This window comes from Psychromonas sp. SR45-3 (assembly GCF_014163575.1).
Classification (GTDB): domain Bacteria; phylum Pseudomonadota; class Gammaproteobacteria; order Enterobacterales; family Psychromonadaceae; genus Psychromonas; species Psychromonas arctica.
Map to the genome: position 1 here is coordinate 1 of NZ_JACJDP010000097.1, position 708 is coordinate 708.

A 708-nucleotide genomic window follows, 5' to 3' on the forward strand; every position below is an offset into this window, starting at 1 on the left:
TACACCCTATTACCATTGTATTTCTCGTTGTGTTCGCCGAGCTTATTTATGCGGTGAAGATAAATATACAGGTCAATCATTTGAACATCGCCGCCAATGGATGGTTGAACGCATGCATCAACTCGTATCTATTTTCAGTATTAACATTTGTGCCTATGCCATTATGTCCAATCATTACCATTTGGTATTACACATTGATGAGCAGGAAAATCAATTGCTTAGTGATGAACAGGTTTGCCAGAGATGGGGATACCTATATTCAATACCAAGCTTAGTTGACCGATGGTTAAAGGAGCAGACAGTATCTATTACAGAAAATAAAGCGGCACTTAATATCATCAATGGTTGGCGTGACCGTTTAGCAGATATATCATGGTTTATGCGTTGTCTTAATGAGTTCATTGCACGCAAAGCCAACAAAGAAGATGATTGTACGGGGCGGTTCTGGGAAGGACGCTTTAAGTCACAGGCTCTATTAGACGAAGGTGCATTATTAACCTGTATGGCCTATGTCGATCTGAATCCTATTCGAGCCAAAATAGCTAAAAGTGTTGAAACATCAGAATATACTTCTGCCTATAAGAACTAGTTCTGGACACCCAATAACTTTGACCAATATTCAGAACCAAACTATCTTTTAGTGATGCAGTTTTGTATGCACGGAGGTAATTTGTTATGACGCAATCTCGACAATCCCAAGTATCGCTT

At 39.4% G+C, this 708-nt stretch carries 1 pseudogene; it reads left to right on the forward strand.

The annotated features are described in order from the left end of the window. Nucleotides 1-583: pseudogene (locus H5084_RS19275) on the forward strand (transposase); the annotation flags it as partial. Nucleotides 584-708: the final 125 nt, after the last annotated feature.